Source organism: Streptomyces sp. NPDC000151 (genome assembly GCF_040301705.1).
GTDB lineage: Bacteria > Actinomycetota > Actinomycetes > Streptomycetales > Streptomycetaceae > Streptomyces.
The window spans coordinates 23,681-43,593 of the sequence record NZ_JBEPFC010000034.1 but is presented as its reverse complement, the minus strand read 5'-3'; the positions used below and the strand labels follow the sequence as shown (position 1 = coordinate 43,593).

Below are 19,913 nucleotides of genomic sequence, written 5' to 3'. Positions count from 1 at the left end.
TCAGGATCCGGTGACTGCCGCGGTGTCCCCCGTGCGCGTCTCCTCGGACGCCGGCGTGCCGGCGTGTGTCCACAGGGGCTTTTGACGGTACGTCAGCAAGTACAGCACCGTGGCCGCGGCGGCCGCGACGAACATGCTCAGGTCGCCCGCGTGCGGGTAGGCCGCCGCGAACGGGCCCGTGTAGAGGCTGGAGCGCCAGAACGGCACCGAGGCCAGCACGCCGCCCGCCCAGGCGATGACGCCCCAGTTGAGCACCCGGCCCTTGTCGTACAGTTCGGCGATCCGGCGGGGGTCGCTCCGGCCGCCCAGGTAGTAGTCGAGCAGCAGCACAGTGGCGAAGGGCGCGATGAAGTACGCGGTCAGGTTGAGGAAGACCGCGAACTTCTCCTCGGTCCCCGCCTCGCCCCACAGGCTGATCACATAGGCCAGCGCACAGATGATGACAACTGCCTGGGTCCGGCTGACGGGGATCTTGAGGGTCTGGACGGAGATCGCACCGCCGTAGACATTGAGGAAGTTCTGCGCGAGCGCGGAGAGTGTGATCGCGATCAGCGCGGGAACGGCGAACGGCCCCGCCAGCTGGTGCACCGCGGTGATGGCGTCCGAGCTGGTCGCGCTGCCGCCGACCAGGGCGCCCAGGATGCCGAGCCAGCAGATGGTGACGAAGTTGCCGAGACCGGTGTACAGGGTCGTACGCCGCACGACGTGCGGGGTGTCCGGCAGGTAGCGCGAGTAGTCCGAGGCGAAGGGCGCCCAGGCGACCAGGAAGGAGAGGAATCCGGCACCGAAGGTGATCCAGCCGCCGGTGGCGCCGGTGTAGCCGGAGGCGTGCGCGTTGGCATCGAAGGTGCCGGCGCCGCGCACCAGGGCCACGACCGTGATCAGCAGGAACAGCGGGGCGAGGACATAGGTCAGCATCCGCTGCAGGAAGTTGATCATGTTGTAGCCGTAGATGGCCACCACCACCTCGACCGCGGTCAGCAGCAGCGCGCAGACCCAGAACGGCAGGTGGGTCAGTTCCGCGAACGCCTTGCCGCCGAGGATGACGGTGACCGCCGCCCAGCCGACCCCGGCGAAGACGTTGATGTACGCAACGGGCAGGAAGTTCCCGAAGAAGCCGAGCGGACCGCGCGCCTGGATCTGCTGCGGCACGCCCAGCCGCACTCCCATCCGGGACATCACGGCCATCAGTACGGAACCGACCGCGGCGCCGGCCACGATCGCGAGGACCGACGCACCGAAGCTCAGTCCGAAGCCGGCGGCGCTGAAGCCGAGCAGGATGATGGGGAAGTTGAGCCCCGCGGCGAACCACACGAAGAACTGTGAACTGGCCTTGCCGTGCCGCTCGTTCTCGGGAATGTGGTCCACCCCGAAGGGTTCGACTTTCGCGACCGCGCTGCCGTACACCGGCGCCGAGGCGTCGTGGGTCATGACGTGCTCCTGAAAACGGAGAAGAGGGGTTCTTCAGAGGGGGGAGGGATGCGGGTCCGAAAGTTTCACCAGGGCAAAGGTGCCGTCTGCGAGATGTCGAAGAACCCGCCGCCACTGTAGACCAGCGGGGCGACGTCGTGGTAAACGGCGGAGACGACCCGTCCGGTGAAGACGGTGTGGCTGCCGGCCTCGATCCGCTCGCCGATCTCCACCTCCAGCTGGGCGCAGGATCCCTCGATCAGGGGTGCGCCGAAGTCGCCCGCGGCCCAGGACAGGGCGGCGAACTTGTCGTCCCCCTTCGCGGCGAAGACCTTGGCGACCTCGAGCTGGTCGGCGGCGAGGATGTTGATGCCCAGGTGGCTCGCGCGGTGCAGGGCGGGGTGGGTGGCGGAGCTGCGCTGCACGCAAACCAGCACCATCGGCGGATCCAACGAGATGCTGGCGAAGGCGTTGACGGCCAGGCCCTTGGGGGTGCCGTCGTCGTCGGTGGTCACGACGGTCACACCGGTGATGAATTTGCGGTGCACGCCCTTGACGAGGTCGGGGTCCACGGCGGCTTCGTGGGTGGTGGTGATGATCCCGAGCGCCTCCAGCAGCTGACGGGAGTCGAAGGTCACCCACTCCTCGTCCACCGCACTCCCGTCGAAACTGGCGAAGGTCGCGCCGGACACCTCGACCCGCTTGCCGGTGGGCGGTACGCCGAGGAAGGCGCCGGTGTGGCTGCCGGTGCTGCGCCAGCGGATCGCCAGCCGGTCACCGTCCTCGACGATCTCCTCGATCTCCGTTCGCAGGTCGGGGAAGGCCACGCGGACCGCGCGGATGGAGTCCTTGAACCCCTCGCGGTCCTGCACGGTGCCGGCCGGCCCGCGGCGGCGGACGTACGAAGGGCTGAGCAGGTCGTCCAGCGCTCCGACCCGGCCCTGATCCCAGGCGGCCTGCCAGGCGGAGCGGACTCGGGACACACGGTCGGCCGTCCGTGTCGTCGCCCGAGTCTGTGCCTGTGCCTGCGTCCCCATGTGCGTCATGGCGGTCTCCTCGTTCGACTGCTGCATGGCTGTTGTATGGCAGAGGACGCTAAGGAGACCCTCAGGCGATGTCAACACTTGCGTACGAAAGGGCTGGAGAGTGGCGCCAGTCCGGCGACCTGCGCAGGTCAGACCAAGTTTTCCGGCGATCACCTCTTGACGGTGCGGGAATCGCACTCCTAGCCTCCCTGCCATGGCACAGCATGAGCAGAAAGGTTCTCGGATGAGGTTCTCGATATTCCACAACCTCGGAGCACCCGGCCGACTCGGCGAGTACGCCCAGGTCATGGACGAAGCCAGGGAGTTCGCGATCGCCGCGGAACAGGCGGGCTTCTGGTCGACCTGGTACACCGAGCACCACTTCGGGCACGAAGGGTTCGAGATCACCCCGAACCCGGTGCTCATGGGCGCCGACATCGCAGCGCGCACCGACCGCATCCGCATCGGCCAGGCCGCGAGCATCGCCACCTTCTGGCATCCGCTACGGCTCGCCGAGGACATCGCCATGCTCGACCAGCTCTCCGGCGGCCGCGTCGAGGTCGGCCTCGGCCGCGGTCTGTACGGTCGCGAGGCACTGAACCTCAACACGCTGGCCGACCCGCGTGACCAGGAGCAGAACCGGGCGCTGTACGACGAGACCGTGGAAATCCTGCGTAAGGCATGGAGCGGCGAGTTCTTCGCCCACAAGGGACGGTTCCACGAGTTCCCGGCGCCGGGCGTGCGGTGGAACCACCCGCTCTCCCCCGCCACCCCGGACTACACCGAGGCCGGGGTCATCACGAAGATGCAGGTCACGCCCTCTCCCCTGCAGCGCCCCCACCCGCCGCTCTGGCAGGTGATCGACAGTCCCCGCTCGATCAAGGCCGCCGCGGCCGAGGGCGTGCAGGGGATGTTCTGGCTGCCGCCGGTCTCCGCGCTCAAGGAGCGCTTCACGCTGTACCGGGACACGGCGAGCGAGGCCACGGGCCGCGAGTACGCGCTGGGCGAGGGCATCGGGCTGGTCCGGGACGTCTATGTCGCCGACACCATGGAGCAGGCCCGGGCCGACTTCGAAGAGGCCCTGATGAACACCTACCGGTGGATCACGCACTGGCGCGGCCTCGGCAACATGATGGAAGCCGGCGAGGAGCTGACCGACGCGCACGAGCTGTCGTTCGACTTCCTCCAGCAGCGCAACCTGCTCGTCGGCACCCCCGAGCACGTCGCCGAGAAGATCGCCGAGCTGCGGGACGAGGTCGGCCTGGAGCATCTGCTGCTGTGGACCACCCACCCCGGCCTGCCGCACCACAAGGCCATGCGCAGCCTGGAACTGTTCGCCGACAAGGTCATGCCGCAGTTCACCGCCGGCGCCGACGTCACCGGTGCGTGACATGGACGTACGCAAGGACGACATGGACGTAGGCAAGGACGTGGACGTACCCAAGGACATGGGCGTACGCAAGGTGGTCACCGTCGTCGACGAGGTACTGCTGGAACTCGGCCGGCCGGTCGCCGTGCCGGTGCGCCGGGCCGCGGCCGCCGCGGTGATCCGCAACCCCTGGGCCGGGCGCGGCTTCGTCGCCGATCTCCAGCCGGAGGTCGAGGAGATCGCCCCGGGGCTGGCGCGACTGCTGACCGACCGGGTGGCCGAGGCGCTGGGTGGCACCGACCGCCTGGAGTCCTTCGGCAAGGCCGCGATCGTCGGTCTGGACGGAGAGATCGAGCACGGCGGTGCGCTGATCCACACCCCGTTCTTCGGCAATGTCTTCCGGGAGCTGGCCGAGGGCACCTCGATCATCGTCTTCAGCGACGACCGGCTCGCGGCCGGTGAGCCCCTCACCGTGCCGGTGTGGCACAAGACGGCGGCCGCCACCCGGTCCCACTACCAGACGTGCCACATCCGCATTCCCGACGCGCCCCGCCCGGACGAGATCGTCGTCGTCGCGGCCGGCGCGTCCGGCCCCCGTCCCAACGCACGGATCGGGGACCGCGTCACCGACCCCGCCGTCCGCCTCGCCGACCTGAACGTGAATCCGAACCTGAACCCGAACCTGGAGACAGCACAGTGAACATCCGAAAGATCGTCACCTTCACCGAGAACATCCACACCGAGGGCGGCCGCGCGGTCGACCCGCCCGCCCGCACCGCCGTGGTACTCGCGGTCATCGAGAACCCGTGGGCCGGACAGGGCTTCGTCCAGGACCTCCTGCCGGGGATCGACGAAGTCGCCCCGAAGCTGGGCGAGTTGCTGGCCCCGCGGGTGGTCGAGGCGCTCGGCGCACCGGTCGAGGCGTACGGGAAGGCCGCCATCGTGGGCCTGGACGGGGAGGTCGAACACGGCTCGGCGCTGATCCACACGCTCAAGTTCGGCGACCACTTCCGCAAGGCGGCGAGTGCGACAACACTGCTGCCGGCCGTGGAGAAGCGGGCGGCGGCGGGCACGGTCTTCGACATCCCGCTCAAGCACGTCACGGACGCCACCATCCGCTCGCACCACCAGACCATCGAGGTACGGGTCCCGGACGGACCGCGCGCCGACGAGATCGTCATCGGCCTCGCGGCCGCCTCCCAGGGCCGCCCGCAGGCCCGGCTGGCGCCGCTGACGACGGAGCAGTGAGCACGGTGGGCACCACGGGTCCGGTGACACTGAGCCATGAGGTGCACGGCAGCGGACCCGACCTCGTACTGCTGCACGGTGTCGGGCTCGACCGTGGCATGTGGCAGCGTTGCGTACCGGCACTGGCCGCGCGCCACCGCGTCCTGGCGGCCGACCTGCGCGGGCACGGCGCCTCCCCGGCAGCGGCGGCCGGGGTCACACTCGACGAGCTGGCCGGGGACGTGGCCGCGTTGCTGAACGGACCCGCGCATCTGGTCGGCTTCTCCCTGGGCGCGCTGGTGGCACAGCAACTCGACGTCTCCCGCCCCGAGTTGGTGTCCTCGCTCACCCTGGTCAGCTCCGTCGCCGCGCGGTCCGAGGCCGAGCGCGCGGCGGTGGCCCGGCGCAGGCGGCGGGCCGCCGAGGACTTCGGCGCGTCGGCCCGGGCAGCGGTCGACCGGTGGTTCTCCCCCGCCTGGCGAGCGCGCGAGCCGGAACTCGCCGAACAAGTACACAACACACTGCTGCACACCGACCGCACCTCCTACCTCGCCTGCTACGACGTCTTCGCGACCGCCGACACCGGGCTGTGGCCCCTGCTCCCCCGGATCACCGCACCGACCCTCGCCCTCACAGGTTCCGAGGACCCGGGTTCCACCCCCGAGATGACCCGGCGGCTGGCCGCACGCATCCCGGGCGCCCGCGGCACGGTCGTACCCGACGCCCGCCACCTGCTGCCGCTGGAGCGTCCCGACGACCTCTCCTCGGCGATCCTCACGCACACCGGACAGGAGTGTTTCCGCTGATGACCGCACCCGCGCGACTGCCGCGCCACGACCACTACATCGCAGGCGAGTGGAGTGCGCCCGCCTCCGGCGAGTACTTCCGCAGCCTGAACCCGGCCACCGCCGAGCCCTGGTACGAGGCCGCGAACGGCACCGCCGCCGATGTCGACCGCGCCGTCGCCGCCGCGCGTACCGCCTTCGAGGACCCGCGCTGGCGGGACCTGAGCCAGACCCGGCGCGGTCGGCTGCTGCGCAACCTGGGCGATCTGATCGGCGAGCACGCCGAGGAGCTGGCCAGGACCGAGACGTTGGACAACGGCAAGCTGCTGCGCGAGATGCGCGCCCAACTCGCCGGAATTCCCGAGTACTTCCACTATTACGCGGGCCTCGCCGACAAGATCCATGGGGAGGTGATCCCGGGTGCGAGCCGCGAGCTGCTCAACTACACACTGCGCGAGCCCGTCGGCGTGGTCGGCGCGATCACCCCCTGGAACTCCCCCCTGCTACTGACCGCCACCAAGCTCGCGCCGGCGCTCGCCGCCGGGAACACCGTGGTCGTCAAGCCCTCCGAGCACACCTCCGCTTCACTGCTCGCCCTCGCTCCCCTCTTCGAGCAGGCCGGCTTCCCGCCCGGCGTCGTCAACGTCGTCACCGGCTTCGGCGCCACGGCGGGCGCACCGCTGACCGAGCACCCCGACGTGGCCAAGGTGAGCTTCACCGGCTCCACGGAGACCGGCCGCCGCATCGCCCGGACCTGCGCCGACCGTCTCGTACGCTGCACTTTGGAGCTCGGCGGGAAGTCGCCGAACATCGTCTTCCCGGACGCCGATCTCGACTCGGCCGCCATGGGCGTCATCGCGGGGATCTTCGCGGCCGCGGGGCAGACGTGTGTGGCGGGCAGCCGGGTGCTCGTGCACCGCGAGGTGTACGACGAGATCCTGGAGCGGGTGACCGCGCGGGCCGCGACGATCCGGATCGGCGACCCGTTGGAGGACACCACCGAGCTGGGGCCGCTCGCCCTCGCCGATCAGCTGGCGAAGGTGGAGAGTTACGTGGAACTGGGACAGGCCGAGGGCGGCAAGGTGGTCTGCGGCGGGACGCGGCCGCAGACGGGGCTGGGCGGTTACTTCTACTCCCCCACCGTCTTCACCGGCACCGACAACACGATGCGGATCTGCCAGGAGGAGATCTTCGGTCCGGTCGCCACCGTCATGCCCTTCGGCTCCGAGGACGAGGCGGTGGCCCTCGCCAACGATTCGGCGTACGGCCTGGCGGCGGGTGTCTGGACGCGTGACCTGAACCGTACCCATCGCATGGCAGCGCGCCTGGAGGCAGGCACGGTCTGGGCCAACACCTACCGGTCGATGTCGCCGATGTCGCCCCGGTCCGGCTTCAAGGGCAGCGGCGCGGGCATCGAACACGGCACGGAGGTGATCCGGGAGTACACCCGGCTGAAGAGCGTGTGGATCAACACCAGCGAGGAGCCGGTGGGCGATCCGTTCGTCCTCCGGTCATGAGCCACGTCCCGCCCCGGAACCCGAGGACTCTTGCATGGCAGTAAGCACCCATGGCAGGCCGTCTAACGCCCACGGCAGCACGTCAGGCGAAATTGACGGTCTCCGTTCGGGGAACCTAGCATCTGGTGCCATGCAAGAACCCACGGGGAAGACAGGGAAACGGCTGCAGCAGACGAGCATGCAGTCCCGGGTCGCCGAAGAGCTGCGGCGGATGATCATCAGCGGTGAGCTGCCGCCGCGCTCCAGCCTCTCGGAGATGGCGCTCTCCGAGACCTTCGGCGTCAGCCGCACCCCCATCCGCGAGGCCCTCAAGCAGCTGCAGATCGAGGGACTGGTGGAGATCCGCCCGCGGGTCGGGACCTTCGTCGCGGTGCCGTCCCGGCGGGAGCTGACCGAGCTGTTCCAGATGAAGGAACTGCTGGAGGGCGCCGCCGCGCGGTTGCTGGCCTTCCGCGGCAACGTCCCCGAGGTGGAACTCCTGGAGGCCAACATGCGGGCGGCCGACGAAGCCGTCCGGTCCGGCGACACAGAGCGGTACGCCTCACTCGTACACGAATTCCACGACCTGCTCGTCAGCGGCGCCGACAACAGCAAGCTGGAGGCGCACTACCGCACCTTGATGAACCAGCTGGCCTACGCACGCCTGGTGCGCACGTCGCTGTCCCAGCCGGGCCGCCTGAACGAGTCCGACAACGAACACCACCGCGTACTCAGCCTGATCCTCGCCAAGGACGGCGACGGCGCCGAACGGGTGATGCGCGAACACGTCCGCTGCAGCCACCAGGCACTCATGGCCGGGATGGACCACACCGCGGCACAATAGGGCGCGCGGGCGCCCGGTCCTCGTGACGGGACGCAGTACGGCGTCCCGTGCGGCGGGGAGGTTTACCCCGCTGTGCTTGTCTCTGCGGCGGCTCCCTACCCTTTTGCTCAGCACGAACGAAGGAGCACTGTGGTGGGGACCATCGAAACCCAGGTGGCCATCGTCGGCGCCGGGCCCGCCGGACTGACCCTGGCGACGCTGCTGCACGAGCGGGGCGTCGCCTGCGTGGTGATCGACAAGTTCGACCGCGACCAGCTGGCGGCCAGGGCCCGTGCCGGCTTCCTGGAACGCCGCACCGTACAGCTCCTGGACCGGCTCGGACTCTCCAAGCGGCTGCGCGCCGAGGGCCTGCCGCACACCGCGTGCGAGTTCCGGTGTGAGGGCGAGATCGTGCGACTGGACTACGCGGACCTGTGCGGCGACGCCCCGAGCTTCGTCTACCCGCAGCAGGAGGTGGTGGCCGACCTGCTGGACGGATACGTCTCGGCGGGCGCAGCCGCGCTGCTGGGCCGCCCCGTCGTCGGTCTGGGCACCGAGCGGGGGCTGCCGGTGGTGCGGTGCGCGGACGGCACGGCGGTGCGCGCCGAGGTGGTGGTGGAGGCAGCCGGCCAGCACGGCCCCGTGCGCGCCGCCCTGCCCGCCGACGCCTTCACCGAGTACGACGTGCGGCACGGCGTTCGGCTCCTCGGTGTCCTGGCGAAGACTCCGCCCTTCGCGCCGCACACCGTCTACGGCCAGCACCCCAACGGATTCGCGGGGCAGATGCTGCGCTCGCCGGAGGTGACGCGCCTGTATCTGGAGGTGACGGAGGACGAGAGCCTGGAGGACTGGCCCGAGGAACGCCTCTGGCGGGAGCTGGAGGGCCGGCTGGCGCTGTCGCCGGGGACGCTGCCGCGGGGGCCGGTGTTCGACCGGTCTCTCGTGGAGATGCGGACCCGGGTCGTGGAGCCCATGCATCTGGGGCGAGTGGCGCTGGTGGGTGACGCCGCGCACATCGTGCCGCCCTCCGGCGGCAAGGGAATGAACCTGGCCATGGCCGACGCGGCCGATCTCGCGACCGCCCTGGGCGAGCACTTCTCCGAGGGTGCCGCCGGAGAGGTCGACGAGGTACTGGCCGCCTACTCGCGGCGGCGCCTGGCCGATGTGTGGCAGGTGCAGGAGTTCAGCCACTTCATGCTCCACCTCCAGCACGGCCCGCCCCCCGGCGCCCCGGACGCGGCATACGTCGAACGGCTGCGCCGGGCCCGGCTCTTCCGGTTGCGCGACGACCCGGCCTACGCGCGGGCCTTCCTGGAGCGCTACATGGGGCCGGAACTCGCGCCGGGGATCTGAGAGCCGGTGTCCGACCGCGGAGGGTGGTCCGGCCTGACGGTGCGTCGGCACACCACCCACCGCACGTCCCTCTCCCACCGCGGGTGCCGCGGCGCGCACGTTGGGCAAGATGCTGCGTGAGCTCCTCAACCGACTGCGGACGGAAGGACAACACGTGGCAGGCACCGGCACGACCACTGTGCAGACCACCTACGGCGAGGTCTCCGGGCTGATCGAGGGGGACATCGCCCGGTTTCTCGGCATTCCTTACGCCGCGGCGCCTACGGGTGCCAACCGATTCGCGCCGCCGGTTCCCCCGGAGCCCTGGGAGGGTGTACGCCCGGCCCACGAATTCGGGCCGAGGGCGCCGCGGCCCGTGGGCGGGCCGTACGATGCCCTGCTCGGCGGCCGGGAACCGGTGGACAGCGAGGAGGGCTGGCTCAACCTCAACGTGTGGGCGCCGGCCAATGTCCCCGTGTTTCTGCCGGTCATGGTGTGGATCCACGGTGGCGCCTTCCTCCGGGGCTCCTCGGCCGGTACCGCATACGACGGTGCCGGGTTCGCCAGGGATGGCGTGGTCTGCGTGAGCGTCAACTACCGGCTCGGCGTCGAGGGGTTCGGCTACATCGCGGACGCCCCCGCCCCGGCGAACCGGGGACTGCTGGACCTGATCTTCGCTCTGGAGTGGGTACGGGAGAACATCGCCCAGTTCGGCGGAGATCCCGGCAACGTCACGCTGGTCGGTGAGTCCGCCGGCGCCATGAGCATCCTCACCCTCTTGTCGACCGACCGGGGCCTGTGCCACAAGGCCATCGTGCAGAGCGGCAGCGCACACGCCACGCAGTCGACCGACGACGCCGAACTCGTGATCAAGGAAATCGCCAAGGAACTCGGCGTCACCGCGAACTACGAGGCACTTTCCCAGGTCGCCCCCAGCGACATCGTTACCGCGCAGACCACCGTCCACGAACGCATCGTCCAGAGCGCAGATCCGCACAAGTACGGCCGGAGCACCATCGACTCCTGCGGCATGTCCCTCATGCCGGTCATCGACGGCGAGCTCCTCACGCGGCGGCCGATCGACGCCATTGCCTTCGACGGCGCCGGCGGGGACATTCCGCTGCTCATCGGCACCAACACCGAGGAGCATCGCTACTTCGCACTGTCCGCGCCGTCGGACACCACGCCGCAGGCATGGAAGGAACGCCTCGCTGTGTACGGAGTGCCGGACAGCGGCGACCTGTACGACCAGTACGCATCCCGCGCCACGCGGGCCTACCCCCGGGAGAGCCCCGCGGAGGTGTTCGCCGCGGTGATGACCGATCGGCTCTTCCGGATCCCCTCCTATCGTGTCGCCGAGGCCCGGGCAGGCGCCGGCGGCGGCGCCGCGACATACGTCTACGAATTCGGCTGGCGCACGCCCAAGGCCCGCACCGGGAGCGCCGCCCTGGGTGCCTGTCACGTGGCGGAGATTCCCTTCGTGTGGCAGACCCTCGAAGCCCCCGGCGTCGACGAACTGCTCACCGACCCGCCCCAGGACCTGGCCGAGGCGATGCACTCCGCCTGGATCGAGTTCATGCGCACGGGCGAGCTCGCGCAATGGAGCCACTACAACACCGCCGAGCGTCCCGTCATGACCTTCCACCGGGACAACAAGCCGGTCAACGAGACGGTCCCGGACCCGCGGTCGGACGAACGCAAGCTGTGGGACGGGGCGCTCGACCCCGAGTGAGCAATCCGACGGAGTGGAAGGATGGGCGCATGTGGTCACGACTGCCGTACGGGGACGAGTTGCGGGCCGAGTTGGGGTCGCCCAGGCGCTCTCGCAAGCTCAGCAGCAGCCCCCGCTCGCGCGTGTGGCGCGTCGAATTGCCAGCGGCAACGGCGGTGGTGAAGCAGATCGTCGACGGTCCTGACGCCGACGAGCGATACGCCCGCGAGGTGGCCGCCCTGCGGCTCGCCGCCCGAGCGGAGATTCCCGTGGTGCCCGCGTTGCTCGCCACCGATCCCGGCGAGCGGGTCCTGGTGCTGGAGCATCTGGATCACCAACGCCCGGCCGACGACTGGATCGTCGGCTACGCGGCCGCGTTGGCGCGGCTGCATGCCACCGCGCGCCCGGAGGACGTTGGCGTACTTCCCCGGTGGCAGGGCCCGAACCAGACCGATATCGAGTCTTTCCTGCAGCTGGCCAGGTCTTTGGACGTTCCTGTCACATCTGGCGTGTCTGACGTGACAGACGTCTCCGGCGTATCCGGCGTGTCCGAAGAACTCAATGATCTCGTGAGCCGGCTCGATCAGGCACCTGGGCATGCCCTTCTCCACGGGGATCCGTGTCCTGGTAATGACCTCCACACCGCCACGGGGGTCAGATTCATCGACTTCGAGCAGGCGTCGCTGGGCAGCGGCTTGATGGAGCTGGCCTATCTGCGCATCGGCTTTCCGACCTGCTGGTGTGTCACTTCGGCGTCGGAGCCGCTGCTGGAACGGGCGGAGCGCGCATACCGCGAGGAGTGGCGCACCGTGACCGGATCCGAAGCGCACGAGGGGGACGAAGCGCGAGATGCGCTCGCCGACGCGTGCGCCGGCTGGCTGCTCCGCGGCGACGCGCTGGTTCAGCGGGCACACCGCGAAAGCACCGATCATCTGGCCCGGATTCCGCATCGGGACTGGAAGTGGGGCACCGCGACCGCCCGGCAACGGCTCGTCCATCGGCTCGGGGTCGTGAGCCGGATGACGGCCGACCACCCCTCTCTCAGCGGCCTGAGCAGCCTCAGCACCACTATGCGCCAACGCATGCTCGCCCGCTGGCCCGCACTTCAGCCAGTACCGACACAGCGACCATAGAGGCCCGGGAGCCCCTCCCGGCCTGGGGCGAGCACTGGCCACGGGCCACAGCTTGCGCGCCCGGCCGCGTCGATCCGGGAGAGCACCGCGCTGACCTGGGGAAACGCGGCGGGCGCAGTAGCCGAAACCCACTGGCGGTGCACCGGTTGACGTGGCAGCGAGAATCACCTGCCCCGCACCGGGGTACCCGTGGCCGCGGTACACCCCACCGGCGCAGTGCAGGAGGCGGGCATGGCGGCAAGCTCGCGGGCGAGGACGGACGGCACTCTCGCGCACCGGCTCATCGCGGACCACCTCGTGGACGGCGTGCTGGAGCCGGGCAGCGAGATCGGGCTGCGCATCGACCAGACCCTCACCCAGGACGCCACCGGCACCCTGGTGATGCAGGAGCTGGAGGCCATCGGCCTGGACCGGGTCCGTACCGAGGTGAGCGTGCAGTACGTGGATCACAACATCCTGCAGGCCGACGGGCGCAACGCCGAGGACCACGCCTTCCTCCGCTCGGCCGCCCGCCGCTTCGGGGTCTGGTACTCCAAGCCCGGCAACGGTGTCTCCCACCCCGTCCACATGCAGCGTTTCGGGATTCCGGGCAAGTCGCTGGCCGGGTCCGATTCGCATACCTGTGCCGCGGGCGCGCTGGGCATGCTGGCCATCGGTACCGGCGGGCTGGAGGTCGCGCTCGCCATGGCCGGCCGGCCGTTGCGTCTCACCATGCCGGAGATCTGGGGCGTACGGCTGACCGGCACCCTGCCGCAGTGGGTGAGCGCCAAGGACGTGATCCTCGAGATGCTGCGGCGCCATGGCGTCAAAGGCGCGGTGAATCAGGTGATCGAGTACCACGGGCCCGGCCTGGCCTGTCTGAGCGCGATGGACCGCCATGTGATCGCCAACATGGGAGCGGAGCTGGGCGCGACCGCGACCGTCTTCCCCTCCGACGAGGCGGTACGGGACTTCCTGCGCAGCGAGGGCCGGGAGGACGCCTACCGGCCGCTGGCCGCCGAGCCGGATGCCCGCTACGACCGGACGGACGAGATCGACCTGAGCGCGCTCGAACCGCTGATCGCCCGCCCCACCTCTCCGGGCAATGTCGTGCCCGTACGAGAAGCCGCCGGCCGGCCCGCCCATCAGGCCGTCATCGGCTCCTCGGCCAACCCCGGCCTGCGGGACTTCGCCGTTGCCGCGGCCATGGCCAAGGGGCGGCAGACCGCCCCCGGAGTCAGCTTCGATGTCAATCCCACCTCCCGCGAAACGCTGCAGGAGCTCACCCGCTCCGGCGCCGTACTGGATCTGATCGCCGCCGGCGCCCGCATCCACCAGGCCGGCTGCCTGGGATGCATCGGCATGGGCCAGGCCCCCGCAGCCGGCCGGAACTCCCTGCGCACCTTCCCCCGCAACTTCCCCGGACGCTCCGGTACCGAGGACGACAGGATCTGGCTGTGCTCACCGGAGACAGCCACCGCCTCCGCACTGACCGGAGTGATCACCGACCCCCGCGACTGGGCGGCCGACACCGCCACCGACCACCCCACCGACCTGCCGACTCTGCGCCGCGGACCGGTCAACACCGCGATGCTGGAACCGCCTCTGTCCGAGAACGAGGCCGCTGCGGTCGAGCTGGAGCGCGGGCCGGGCATTTCCGCGCTGCCCGACCTCGACCCGCTGCCCGACACCTTGCGGACACCGGTACTGCTCAAGGTCGGCAACGACGTCTCCACCGACGAGATCTCCCCCGCCGGCGCGAAGGCCCTGCCCTTCCGGTCCGACATCCCACGCCTCGCCGACTTCACCTTCACCCGCATCGACCCGGAGTATCCGCAGCGGGCGGCAGCCCACCGGGACAGCGCACAAGGAGACGAGCAGGGTGGCGGGCATGTGGTCGTGGCCGGTGACAACTACGGACAGGGCTCCTCCCGCGAACACGCCGCGCTGACGCCCCGTTACCTCGGCCTGCGCGCCGTGATCGCCAAGTCCTACGCCCGCATCCACTGGCAGAACCTCGCCAACTTCGGCGTCCTCGCCCTGGAGTTCCAGGATCCGGCGGACTACGACCGCATCCAGCAGGACGACGAATTGCGGATGGAGAATCTGCACGCCGCGCTCGCCCCCGACGCCTCCAATGCCTCCGACTCCGCCGAGTCCCCACTTGTCGTCACGAATGTGACGCGGCAGGAGGAGTACCGGGTACGGCACCGGCTCCCGGCCGGTCGCCGCAGGACCGTACTCGCCGGCGGCGTGATCCCCGCCCTCGCGGCGGAGGAATCCCGCCACGGGGAGGACGGATCCAGAGCGGGCCCCGGGCCCGGCCACGACTCTCGTACCTAGCGGCTCACACCCTCCGTACGCTCACCCCGGCCGCGGCCAAGGCATCCGTCTCCTCCTCCGCGGCGTCCTCGTCCGTGACGACGACCTGTACGGAAGCGACCGGAGCGACAAGGGCCAGCGCCGTGCGGGCCAGTTTGCCGCCCTCCGCCACCGCGATGACCCGGCGGGACGAGGCGATCGCCGCGCGCTTGACCGCCGCGTCGTCCAAGTCGTACGCGGTCAGGCCGTTCGCCGCGTTCAGCCCGCAACAGCCGATCACCGCGGTATCGAAACGCAAGGCCGCCAACGACGCCTCCGTCAGGGGCCCGGTGAGCGCCAACTCCCCCGGCCTGGGGCGGCCGCCGGGGACGAGCAGGGTCAGCTGCGGCGCCCCGGTCAGTGCGTTCACCGCGTGCAGGGACAGCGGCATCACCGTCAGCCGACGGCCCTCCAGCGCACGGGCCACCGCCAGGCAGGTGGTGCCGCTGTCCAGGACGACGGACTCCCCGTCGGCGATCAGAGCGGCGACCTCGGCGGCGATGCGCCGCTTGGCGGTGGTCCCCTCCTGCGCCCGCAGCGCGAACGGCGGTTCCTCGCCGCGCAGCAGCAGACTGCGCGCGCCTCCCCGGTAACGCTCCAGTACCCCCTGGCCGGCCAGCACCTCCAGGTCGCGGCGGACGGTCATCTCCGACGCGCCGGTCAGGGCGGCCAGCTCCGCGACGCCGATGCTCCCCGCCTCGCGCACGGCCTCGGTGATCAGCCTCAGCCGATCCGTACTCGCTGTCGTTGCCACACTCGGATAGAACAGCAATCGTGTGCGTATTTCAACCTTACGCACACCGGAACTGTTCGCTATGTTCGCGGGATGGAGAGATCTCTACGGCACGGCCGAGTGGCCACGTTTGCCTACTTCGCTCTGAACGGCTTCGTCCTGGGCATGTGGGTGGTCCACATCCCCGCCGTCGAACACCGCGCGGGAATCAGTCACGCGGTACTCGGCTGGCTCCTGCTCCTGCTCGGACTCGGTGCCTTCGCAGGCATGCAGATCGCGGGCCCGCTCACGGACCGCATCGGCGCCCGTACCGTCGTACCGCTCAGCGCGGCCCTGTGCAGCGCGGCCGTCGTCCTGCCCGGCCTCGCCGCCAACGTCTGGGCACTCGCCGCGTCCCTGTTGCTGCTCGGCTTCGGCAACGGCTGCCTCGACGTGAGCATGAACGCCCACGCGGTCCTGGTCGAGCGGGCCTACGGACGCCCCGTCATGTCCGCCTTCCACGCCACGTTCTCCATCGGCGGGGTCCTCGCGGCGCTGGTCGGAGCCCGCACGCTCAGCTGGGGCTGGAGCCCCGCGGCGACCCTCGGCGCGGTGGCCGTCCTCGGCCTCGCCGTGGCCGCACCGGCGGCGGGCGGGCTGCTGCGATCCGCGCGTACTGCACGTACTGCACGTACTGCCTCCGATACGACGGAGACTTCCGGTACCGCAGAGAGCTCCTCGGGGCTTACGGGAGCGGCGCGCCGTCATCGGACTCCCCGGCGCATCTGGCTCCTGGCCGCACTCGCGCTGATGCTCATGCTCTGCGAAGGCGTGGCCAACGACTGGAGCGTGTTGCACCTCAGGGACGTACTGGACGCACCGCCGGCCACCGCGGCGCTCGCGTACGGTGCCTTCTCCACCACCATGACCGTCGGCCGGCTGCTCGCCGACCGCGTGGCGGGCCGGTTCGGTGCGGTGGCCGTCCTCCGTTACGGGGCCGCCCTGGCCGCGCTCGGCATGACGGTGGCGGCGCTCTCCCCCTGGATTCCGCTCGCCCTGACGGGCTGGGCCGTATTCGGAGCCGGCCTCTCCGGCTGCATCCCGCAGCTGTTCAGCGCCGCGGGCCACGTCGACCAGGACGCAGCCGGCGTCAACGTCTCCCGCGTCGCCGGCCTCGGCTACCTCGGCATGCTCGCCGGCCCGGCGGTCATCGGACCGCTGACCCACCTCGCCCCGCTCAACCTCACGTTCTTCCTGCCCGTGGCCCTGTGCGCCGTCGCCGCCTGCACGGCAGCCGTACTGCGCGCTCCGCGTCCGGTCGCTCTGCGAGCGGAGGCCGAGACCGTATGACCGAAGGCGCGGAGGCCGAGACCGTATGACCGAAGCCCTCGCATGACCGTGAGCCGTCCCGCCGGTCATCGACCGGTGGGACGCAGACCTCACGCGCGGTCGGCGCGGTGGGCGGGGCTACTGCTTGGGCTCGTCGGCCCGCTCGGCGTTCTTCTCCTTGATCCGGACAGCTTCCTTCCGGACCTCGGCCTGCGTGGCGCGCTCCTTCTGCAGCCACTCGGGAAGCTCCTGCTTCAGCGCGTCGATCTGCTCCGTGGTGAGCGCCTCGGTGATCCCGCCACGCGCGAGACCCGAGATGGAGATGCCCAGCTTCGCGGCGACCACGGGCCGGGGGTGCGGGCCGTTGCGCCGCAGGTCCTGCAGCCACGCGGGGGGATCGGCCTGCAAGGCGTTCAGCTCGGCGCGCGAAACAACACCCTCCTGGAACTCGGCGGGGGTGGCGGGGAGGTACACACCCAGCTTCTTTGCCGCGGTGGCAGGCTTCATCGTCTGGGTGGTCTGGTGCGACGTCATGGTGTCAAGGGTATCGATCGTGTGCACTGCCTTTGACCACGCCCGGTAACCTGGCCAGGTGACAGGCTCGGATGCATCCCCTTCGTTCCGGCTCGCGTACGTACCAGGAGTGACACCCGCCAAATGGGTGCGGGTCTGGAACGAGCGGCTGCCGGACACTCCGCTGACTCTGCTCCAGGTGCCCCCCGCCGAGGCGTACGACCTCCTGCGGAGCGGCGACGCGGACGCGGGTTTCGTACGGCTGCCGGTCGACCGTACGTACTTCAGCGCGATCCCCCTCTACACCGAGACCACGGTGGCCGTGATCCCGAAGGATCACCTGGTGGCGGCGGTGGACGAGATTTCCGTCGAGGATCTCGCCGACGAGGTCGTACTGCATCCCCTCGATGACACCCTCGACTGGGAGAGCCTGCCGGGGCAGCCCGCGTTCGAGCGCCCCGCGACGACGGCGGACGCCATCGAGCTGGTGGCGGCGGGCATCGGTGTCCTCATCGTGCCGCAGTCACTCGCCCGCCTGCACCACCGCCGGGACCTCACCTACCGGCCGGTCACGGACGCCCCCGTTTCGCAGGTCGCGCTGTCGTGGCCGGAGGAGCGGACCACCGACCAGGTGGAGGACTTCATCGGGATCGTTCGCGGGCGAACGGTCAATAGCACGAGGGGGCGCTCCTCCTCTCCGGCCGAGGCCCCCGCCGACGCGAAGCGCAAGGGCGCCGGCGAGGCGGGGGGCGCGCGGCGGAAGCCCACGAGCGGCAAGACGACCGGCAAGACGACCGGCAAGACGACCGGCAAGGCGACCGGGAGGGCGACCGGCAAGAGTCCTCGAAGTGGTGCCGGCCGCCCCCAGGGCGCCGGCGGCTCGAAGCGGGCCGGCGGCGCCAAGGGGGGCGGTGGCACCAAGGGGGGCGGTGGCACCAAGGGGGCCAACCGCGGAAAGCCTCGACGTCGGTCGTGACGTCGGGCGGCGGCGCGGGGCTGGTACGCCTCAGCGCGTGACCGTATGCCGCTCATCGGGGACGCAGTGCGTCATGGTGAGACCGGCGACGTCCCGCGGCGGGTTGTTCCCGAGGTTCGACAGCCGCTTGCGGTCCTCGTCCGTAAGGTCCTGGCTGGCCAGTGGTTGCAGGCCGGCCACGTCCTGGGGACTGATGCCGAGGCCCTTGCCCACCCTCAGTCCGAGGTCGTTCTCGACCAGGAGGAAGTGCCAGACCATCCGCTCCTGCACCGCGCGGTCGCACTGGGAGATCAGGTCGATGAAGTTCTTGACGAGCTCGTCGCGCTCCCAGTCCTCCATCAGGAGGTACCGCTGGCCCGCCTGCATGTAGTCGTTGGTCCGCGGGATGCGCTTACGGGTCAGCCGGCCGCGGACCTCGGGCCCCTGCTCGTCGTGGGTCGGGTACTGGGCCTCGTGCAGCCCGCCGGTGATCGACGGCTCGTAGTTGACCTCGGGATTGCTCCCGTGCTGGTCCTGCTCGTACGCCATGAGGCCGTCGCGCTGGTTGGTGTGCACGGTGGCGTTCTTGGGCCGGTTGACCGGGAGCTGGAGGTAGTTCGGGCCGACGCGGTAGCGCTGGGTGTCGCTGTACGAGAACGTCCGCCCGACGAGCATCTTGTCGTCGGAGAAGTCCAGGCCGTCGACCAGTACGCCGGTGCCGAAGGAGATCTGCTCGTTCTCGGCGAAGTAGTTGTCCGGCATTCGGTCGAGGACCATTCGGCCGACCGGCTTGGGCGGAAATTCCTGCTCCGGCCAGGTCTTGGTGTCATCCAGCGGGTCGAAATCGAGCTCGGGGTGCTCGTGGTCGTCCATCATCTGTACGAGCAGTTCCCACTCGGGGTGGTCGCCCCGCTGGACCGATTCGTACAGGTCCTTCGTCGCGTGGCCCAGCTCCCCGGCCTGCACATTGGCCGCGTCTTCCTCGGTCATGCTGCGGACGCCCTGCTTGGGCATCCAGTGGTATTTCACGAGGACGGTCTTGCCCTCCTCGTTCACCCACTTGTACGTATTCACGCCGAAGCCCTGCATGTGGCGGTAGTCGGCAGGAATTCCCCGCGGGCTGAACAGATTCACCAGCATGTGCATCGACTCCGGGGTCTGCGACATGAAATCGAAGATCCGGGCCGGCTTCTGTTCGTGCGATACGGGGTCGGGCTTGAGGGCGTGGATGACGTCCGGGAACTTGATGGCGTCCCGGATGAAGAACACCCCCAGATTGTTGCCGACCAGGTCCCAGTTGCCGTCCTCGGTGTAGAACTTCACCGCGAAGCCACGCGGGTCACGGGCCGCCTCGGACGAGTCCCGGCCGCCGATCACCGTCGAGAAACGCACGGCCACATCGGTGCGCTTCCCGCGCTCCTGGAACAGCTTTGCCCTGGTGTACCGGCTGATCGGCTCGTCGCCCCAGGTCCCGTAGCCCTCGAAGTACCCGTACGCCGTCACGCCTCGGGCGTGGACCACTCGCTCGGGAATGCGTTCCCGGTCGAAGTGGCTGATCTTCTCGAGGAACTGGTAGTTCTCCAGCGTGGCCGGCCCGCGCGCGCCGACCGTCCGCTGATTCTGATTGTCGTAGACCGGATGACCCTGCCGGTTGGTGAGCACCGGGCGGTCGTCGTCAGCTGCGGGTCCCTGGCTTGCCACATCTGTCATCGCTCTGATTTTCCTTCGGCACTCGTAGGCAGTGGCGTTTCGC

General features: G+C 70.0%; 17 protein-coding genes. 12 read left to right on the top strand and 5 right to left on the bottom strand.

The genetic code is table 11. The annotated features are described in order from the left end of the window. Both ABT381_RS13150 and ABT381_RS13145 read right to left on the bottom strand, forming a co-directional pair. Complete coding sequence (locus ABT381_RS13150; protein WP_351592238.1) at nt 1-1,431, bottom strand: purine-cytosine permease family protein; 1,431 nt, start codon at nt 1,429-1,431, stop codon at nt 1-3. 65 nt (nt 1,432-1,496) lie between these two features. Further along, nucleotides 1,497-2,483 (bottom strand): flavin reductase, encoded by a 987-nt coding sequence (locus ABT381_RS13145; RefSeq protein WP_351592235.1) that lies wholly within the window; start codon nt 2,481-2,483, stop codon nt 1,497-1,499. A gap of 196 nt (nt 2,484-2,679) precedes the next feature. On the opposite strand from ABT381_RS13145, the gene ABT381_RS13140 reads away from it, so the two are divergent. The 10 genes from ABT381_RS13140 (at nt 2,680) to ABT381_RS13095 (ending at nt 14,633) form a co-directional block, all read left to right on the top strand. Next, complete coding sequence (locus ABT381_RS13140) at nt 2,680-3,825, top strand: LLM class flavin-dependent oxidoreductase (RefSeq protein WP_351592232.1); 1,146 nt, start codon at nt 2,680-2,682, stop codon at nt 3,823-3,825. Between the two features lies 1 nt (nt 3,826). Beyond that, entirely contained in the window at nt 3,827-4,504 is a 678-nt protein-coding gene (locus ABT381_RS13135) for an amino acid synthesis family protein (RefSeq protein ID WP_351592229.1), read from the top strand. Then, nucleotides 4,501-5,052: an amino acid synthesis family protein gene (locus ABT381_RS13130; RefSeq protein WP_351592226.1), complete on the top strand. Its 552-nt coding sequence runs from the start codon at nt 4,501-4,503 to the stop codon at nt 5,050-5,052. Before ABT381_RS13135 ends, ABT381_RS13130 begins: the two co-directional genes overlap by 4 nt. A gap of 23 nt (nt 5,053-5,075) precedes the next feature. After that, nucleotides 5,076-5,837: an alpha/beta fold hydrolase gene (locus ABT381_RS13125; protein WP_351592223.1), complete on the top strand. Its 762-nt coding sequence runs from the start codon at nt 5,076-5,078 to the stop codon at nt 5,835-5,837. Beyond that, on the top strand, nt 5,837-7,333 hold the full coding sequence (locus ABT381_RS13120) for an aldehyde dehydrogenase (protein WP_351592220.1): 1,497 nt from the start codon (nt 5,837-5,839) through the stop codon (nt 7,331-7,333). Before ABT381_RS13125 ends, ABT381_RS13120 begins: the two co-directional genes overlap by 1 nt. Nucleotides 7,334-7,463: 130 nt before the next feature. Then, entirely contained in the window at nt 7,464-8,156 is a 693-nt protein-coding gene (locus ABT381_RS13115) for a GntR family transcriptional regulator (protein ID WP_351592217.1), read from the top strand. Between the two features lie 132 nt (nt 8,157-8,288). Continuing rightward, entirely contained in the window at nt 8,289-9,488 is a 1,200-nt protein-coding gene (locus ABT381_RS13110; RefSeq protein WP_351592214.1) for a 4-hydroxybenzoate 3-monooxygenase, read from the top strand. Nucleotides 9,489-9,642: 154 nt separating this feature from the next. Continuing rightward, the gene (locus ABT381_RS13105; RefSeq protein ID WP_351592211.1) at nt 9,643-11,199 is read left to right on the top strand and encodes a carboxylesterase/lipase family protein; all 1,557 of its coding nucleotides are present in this window, start codon (nt 9,643-9,645) and stop codon (nt 11,197-11,199) included. 29 nt (nt 11,200-11,228) lie between these two features. After that, nucleotides 11,229-12,311, top strand: coding sequence for a phosphotransferase (locus ABT381_RS13100; protein WP_351592208.1), 1,083 nt, complete (start codon nt 11,229-11,231; stop codon nt 12,309-12,311). 231 nt (nt 12,312-12,542) lie between these two features. Beyond that, nucleotides 12,543-14,633, top strand: a complete 2,091-nt coding sequence (locus ABT381_RS13095) for an aconitate hydratase (RefSeq protein WP_351592205.1) — start codon at nt 12,543-12,545, stop codon at nt 14,631-14,633. 4 nt (nt 14,634-14,637) lie between these two features. On the opposite strand, the gene ABT381_RS13090 is transcribed toward ABT381_RS13095, so the two are convergent. Then, nucleotides 14,638-15,405, bottom strand: coding sequence for a DeoR/GlpR family DNA-binding transcription regulator (locus ABT381_RS13090; protein WP_351592202.1), 768 nt, complete (start codon nt 15,403-15,405; stop codon nt 14,638-14,640). 72 nt (nt 15,406-15,477) lie between these two features. On the opposite strand from ABT381_RS13090, the gene ABT381_RS13085 reads away from it, so the two are divergent. Beyond that, a complete protein-coding gene (locus tag ABT381_RS13085; RefSeq protein WP_351592199.1) occupies nt 15,478-16,713 on the top strand; it encodes an MFS transporter in 1,236 nt (411 codons plus the stop codon). A gap of 117 nt (nt 16,714-16,830) precedes the next feature. On the opposite strand, the gene ABT381_RS13080 is transcribed toward ABT381_RS13085, so the two are convergent. Further along, nucleotides 16,831-17,226 carry a DUF5997 family protein gene (locus tag ABT381_RS13080; RefSeq protein WP_351592196.1) on the bottom strand — a complete coding sequence of 132 codons (396 nt, stop codon included), beginning with the start codon at nt 17,224-17,226 and terminating at the stop codon, nt 16,831-16,833. 58 nt (nt 17,227-17,284) lie between these two features. On the opposite strand from ABT381_RS13080, the gene ABT381_RS13075 reads away from it, so the two are divergent. Next, entirely contained in the window at nt 17,285-18,181 is an 897-nt protein-coding gene (locus ABT381_RS13075) for a LysR family transcriptional regulator substrate-binding protein (protein ID WP_351592193.1), read from the top strand. A gap of 30 nt (nt 18,182-18,211) precedes the next feature. Here the strand turns inward: ABT381_RS13075 and ABT381_RS13070 are convergent, their stop codons facing one another. Next, nucleotides 18,212-19,870 (bottom strand): catalase, encoded by a 1,659-nt coding sequence (locus ABT381_RS13070; RefSeq protein WP_351592191.1) that lies wholly within the window; start codon nt 19,868-19,870, stop codon nt 18,212-18,214. Nucleotides 19,871-19,913: the final 43 nt, after the last annotated feature.

Bases quoted from the DNA above. Each gene is read 5' to 3' on its own strand.
- ABT381_RS13140 (WP_351592232.1), top strand. From the start codon at position 2,680: ATGAGGTTCTCGATATTCCACAACCTCGGAGCACCCGGCCGACTCGGC.
- ABT381_RS13135 (WP_351592229.1), top strand. From the start codon at position 3,827: ATGGACGTACGCAAGGACGACATGGACGTAGGCAAGGACGTGGACGTA.
- ABT381_RS13145 (WP_351592235.1), bottom strand. From the start codon at position 2,483: ATGCAGCAGTCGAACGAGGAGACCGCCATGACGCACATGGGGACGCAG.
- ABT381_RS13070 (WP_351592191.1), bottom strand. From the start codon at position 19,870: ATGACAGATGTGGCAAGCCAGGGACCCGCAGCTGACGACGACCGCCCG.
- ABT381_RS13080 (WP_351592196.1), bottom strand. From the start codon at position 17,226: ATGACGTCGCACCAGACCACCCAGACGATGAAGCCTGCCACCGCGGCA.
- ABT381_RS13120 (WP_351592220.1), top strand. From the start codon at position 5,837: ATGACCGCACCCGCGCGACTGCCGCGCCACGACCACTACATCGCAGGC.
- ABT381_RS13100 (WP_351592208.1), top strand. From the start codon at position 11,229: ATGTGGTCACGACTGCCGTACGGGGACGAGTTGCGGGCCGAGTTGGGG.
- ABT381_RS13115 (WP_351592217.1), top strand. From the start codon at position 7,464: ATGCAAGAACCCACGGGGAAGACAGGGAAACGGCTGCAGCAGACGAGC.
- ABT381_RS13150 (WP_351592238.1), bottom strand. From the start codon at position 1,431: ATGACCCACGACGCCTCGGCGCCGGTGTACGGCAGCGCGGTCGCGAAA.
- ABT381_RS13095 (WP_351592205.1), top strand. From the start codon at position 12,543: ATGGCGGCAAGCTCGCGGGCGAGGACGGACGGCACTCTCGCGCACCGG.
- ABT381_RS13085 (WP_351592199.1), top strand. From the start codon at position 15,478: ATGGAGAGATCTCTACGGCACGGCCGAGTGGCCACGTTTGCCTACTTC.